Source organism: Italian clover phyllody phytoplasma str. MA1 (assembly GCF_000300695.1).
Lineage (GTDB): Bacteria > Bacillota_I > Bacilli_A > Acholeplasmatales > Acholeplasmataceae > Phytoplasma.
The window spans coordinates 1-4,580 of the sequence record NZ_AKIM01000033.1 but is presented as its reverse complement, the minus strand read 5'-3'; the positions used below and the strand labels follow the sequence as shown (position 1 = coordinate 4,580).

The window sequence follows — 4,580 nt, the reverse complement described above, 5'->3', positions numbered from 1 at the left end:
AATGAAAAATTAAAACAACAATTAAACTTAAATTATATAGAATTACAAAAAGAAAAAGAAAAATTTTTAAATCAACAAAATAATATAAACAAATTACAACAAGAATTAAATCAAAAAACAACTACTTATATGGGTATTTTTAATTCATTGTATAAAAAAATATTTTAATGTTTAAAAAATTTAAAAGAATAAAAAAATTATATTACAAAACAAAGACTCTCTCTTATAGAAAGTTTTTTTATTTTAAAAGAAAGGAACTCTTTATTATGTCCATTAAAAAAATCTTACCATCTTTACCAAGTAACATCATCATCTTTTTAATCATTATTTCTATCTTATTAATACCTTTCATTTTTATTAATTATTTCATCAAATTCTATCTTTTTACTTGTCAATTAAGCATCCAAAGATTAAAACAAGGAATAGTTGTTCAATTTTATCAATATCTAACTACTGCTAAAACTAATAATCATGTGGAACCTAATTAAAGTTCCTACTTATCAAATGGCAGCAAATGCTTGTTTTGATGGTTCTACCATAGTGAAATAACAATTGAAACAAAAAGAAAATTGCGGTTTTGATGCTCAAGAAGGCGTTTTATGTCAACTTATTACAAAAAGGCATTATAGATCCTACTAAAATAACCAGACAAGCAATTCTTAACTCCGCTTCTATTGCTTCTGTTATTATCACAACTTGTGCAGCTGTGGTTTCTATTAAAGATCATTAAGTCAAAAACCATAACATGTATATGCCTTAGAATCGCTCTTTATAATCATTTTTATTTTTCAAAAAAATCAATTAATCCCAAATATGTGTATGAAAATTTTTTTAGTGTTAATTCACTTTTTTTGCTTTTTTACAAGTTTTTTATAACAAAAGATTAATAAAAAAATGATAAAATAAATATTGATACGGTATATAATTTATATATTAAAAAAATAAATGTATATATTTTTTTAATATCTTAAGAAAGTAATTATGTAATAATAATATGAAATTAGTTTTTCAATATATTTTTAAATATAAAAAGATAATATTATTAAATATTTTATCGGTTTTTTTGATAGCTTTGGGAGAAATCGGAATACCTTTTGTTATAGGTAAAATGGTTATTGAAAAAACCTTAGAAGGTAAAGAATTTACCAATGTTATTTTAATTTTAATTTTTTTAGTTATTTCTGGTATTTTAGGGAATTTAATCGTTAATTATTGCTCCTCTAAAGTATCTTCTTTAGTTTTTAACAATTTAAGCAGTGATGTCTTCAAAAAAATTCAAACTTTGTCAGTAGAAGATGTTCAAAGTTTAGGCGTTTCTAGGTTAATGAATCGTAGTACTTCTGATGTAGATCAAATAGTAAACTTTATCGCTACTTTTTATAGAGCTGCGATTGTGGCGCCGATTATGTTAATCATTAGTTTAACCTTAATTTGTCGCATTTCTGTTCCGCTTTCTACTAGTATTATTTTTGCGGTACCTATTTTTATAATAATTTTAGCTATCGTTATGACTAAAAATTATAAATTATCCAAAAAACAACAAAAACAATTAGAAGATATTAATGCTAATATTCGAGAAAATATAACTGGCGTTAAAATTATTAAAACTTTAAACCGCTCTGAATATGAAGAAGAAAAATTTGAAAAAATGAATTCTAATTATATGGATGTCATTATCAAATTATTTAATTCTATGTTATCCATTGAGCCTTTTTTCTATTTATTGTTGAATATATCTATTTTAATTACAACTTTTTATGGAGCTGTTTTATTGAAAAAAGTTGGTCAACATGGTTTGACATTAGGATATTTATACAACGTTATTAACTTACAATACCACATTTTATTTTCTATTTTAAATTTCTTATTTTTATTTATGATGTTTCCTAAAACAGTGGTTTCTTCTAAAAAAATAGAAACTTTATTAGTGATGGAATCCTCTGTTCAAAATAATCCTCATCAAGTAGAACCATTAGAAAAAATTACTGATTTAGAATTTGATAATGTTAGTTTTAATTTCCCTAATTCTTCGTTTTCTATTTTAGATAATATTAATTTTAAAGCTAAAACATCAGAATTAATAGCTGTGGTAGGTTCAACTGGTTCCGGCAAAAGTACTTTAATTAATTTAATACCTCGTTTAATGGATCCTACATCAGGTTCTATTAAAATCAATAATATAGATATTAAAAATTATGATGTAGTGAATTTAAGAGATAAAATCGGCTTTGTTTCGCAAAAAAACATTTTATTTAAAGGCACTATCGAAAGTAATTTATCTTTCGGTCAAGAAAATGCTGATGAATCAGAAATGTTAGAAAAAGCGAAAATGGCTAAATCATACGACTTTATTCAAAGTAAAGAAAAACAGTTAAAAGAATTTGTTAGCGAATTGGGTTCCAATTTTTCTGGCGGACAAAAACAAAGACTTTCAATTACAAGAACTTTTTTAAAAACACCAGATGTTTATATTTTTGATGATTCTTTTTCTGCTTTAGATTATCAAACAGATTTAGCTATTAGACAAAACTTTGTTCATTTTAGAAAACACTCTATTATTATCATAGTAGCACAAAGATTAACTTCTGTTTTAAACGCTGATAAAATAATTGTTTTAGATCATGGTAAAGTAGTTGATATAGGCACGCATAAAGAATTAATGCAAAGATGTGAAATTTACAAAAACATTGCAATATCACAAAAAATAAAAGAGGTTTTATTGTGAAACAATTATTGAGTTATTTAAAAAAATTTAAAGCCAAGATCTACATCAGTATTTTTTTAATTTTTTTAGTAGCTCTTACTAGTTCGGCTTTGGTTATTTATGAAGGAAAATATGTCATCGATTACATTAAGGAACATTACGCTAAAGATTCAACGACGCTAGAAGTTTTTCTCCAAACTCTAGGAATCGCTTTGTTAGGAAATTTATTATTATATGTAATGGCTACTATAGGTAGATTTATTTATAATAAATTACTGATAACTTCTATTCATAGTTCTGTGAAAGATCTACGCGAAGATTTACATAAAAAAATTCATAGATTACCGATTAAATTTTTTGATCAAAACGCGGTTGGAAATGTGATGAGCATTATTACGAATGATGTGGAAATGGTGGCTAATGGTTTACAACAATCCACTATTGCTTTAATTTGTGCTTTTTTTAACATGATTTTAATTATTATTGTTATGTTTTGGGCTAATTTGCCATTAGGTATATTAGTGTCTTTAATGATTCCTTCTGCTTTAATCGTTATTTTCATTATGAATAAAAAATCCCGTAATATTTTCATTGAAAGATATGAAAAAACAGGCGAATATGTAGGTTTTTTACAAGAAAAATATACCGGTCATAAAGAAATCGCTTTATTCAATCAACAAGAAAACGTTATTCAAGAATTTGAAGAAATTAACACAGAATTAAAGCAAAACATTTTTAAATCCAACTTTATATCTGGTTTAGTAATGCCGATTGTGAGTGGTTTTACTTATATTATGGTTTCTCTAGTGGTTATTGTTGGGATTGTGTTAATGCGCAAAGAGGGAGTGGAAAATCATTTCTTAGGTAAAATGGGTTTTTCAGCCATTCAATTAGGTTTATTTCAAGGCTTTATTAAATATGTTTGGCGTTTAGGCCATCCTATTAACGATTTAAGTCAAATTTTTGTAGTTTTACAATCCACTAGAGCCGCTGGTAGAAGAATTTTTCGATTTTTAGGCGAACCAGAAGAAAAAGAAAATCCTGATGCTTTAACTTTAGAAAAAGTAGAAGGATATGTAGATTTTTCTGATGTTTCCTTTAATTATTCAGCCGATAAACCTATTATTAAAAAAATGAATTTAAAGGTTGATAAAAATAAAATGGTGGCTGTTGTGGGTCCTACAGGCTCAGGTAAAACTACTTTAATTAATTTATTAGTTAGATTTTATGATGCTACTTCCGGCAGCATTAAAATTGATGGCGTAGATATTCAAGATTTGAAAAAAGCAAATTTACGTGATATTATTGGAATAGTTTTACAAGATTCTTGGTTATTTAACGGCACTATTTTAGAAAACATAAGATATGGTAATTTAAACGCTACTGATGAAAAAGTTATTGAAGCAGCTAAACAAGCTAACGTTCATGACTTTATTATGGCTAAAAAAGATGGTTACCAAACAGTAATTAATGAAGAAACAACTAATTTATCACAAGGGGAAAAGCAACTTCTCGCCATAGCGCGCACTATTTTACGTAATCCAGCTATTTTAATTTTAGACGAAGCTACGTCCACTATTGATACTAGAATTGAAATGATTTTACAAGAATCTATACAAAAGTTATTGTCCGAAAGAACATCTTTTGTTATTGCTCACCGTTTGTCTACAATTGTGAACGCCGATATAATAGTAGTTTTAGAAAATGGAGCAATTATCGAACAAGGAACGCATCAAGAATTATTAGCTAAACAAGGGTTTTATTATAACCTTTATCAAAGTCAATTTCAAAAATCATAATAAATTGGCTTTTACCTGTTTTAGGTGTTGTTATTCCTGTTGCTATTTTTTTAGCTCATAAGGGTTATATTTCTATT

3 protein-coding genes and 1 pseudogene are annotated in these 4,580 nt (G+C 26.2%); all 4 read left to right on the top strand.

The window, feature by feature from the left end; genetic code table 11:
* The first annotated feature begins 266 nt into the window (after positions 1-266).
* The 4 genes and pseudogenes from RI01_RS01930 to RI01_RS01920 all read left to right on the top strand — a co-directional run bounded on the left by RI01_RS01930 (position 267) and on the right by RI01_RS01920 (position 4,503).
* Positions 267-488, top strand: coding sequence for a hypothetical protein (locus RI01_RS01930; RefSeq protein ID WP_017192979.1), 222 nt, complete (start codon positions 267-269; stop codon positions 486-488).
* A 1-nt stretch (position 489) separates the two neighbouring features.
* A pseudogene (locus RI01_RS04055) lies at positions 490-730 on the top strand (chaperonin GroEL); the annotation flags it as partial.
* A 264-nt stretch (positions 731-994) separates the two neighbouring features.
* Positions 995-2,725: an ABC transporter ATP-binding protein gene (locus tag RI01_RS01925; RefSeq protein WP_017192977.1), complete on the top strand. Its 1,731-nt coding sequence runs from the start codon at positions 995-997 to the stop codon at positions 2,723-2,725.
* Positions 2,722-4,503, top strand: coding sequence for an ABC transporter ATP-binding protein (locus RI01_RS01920; RefSeq protein WP_017192976.1), 1,782 nt, complete (start codon positions 2,722-2,724; stop codon positions 4,501-4,503). Before RI01_RS01925 ends, RI01_RS01920 begins: the two co-directional genes overlap by 4 nt.
* Positions 4,504-4,580: the final 77 nt, after the last annotated feature.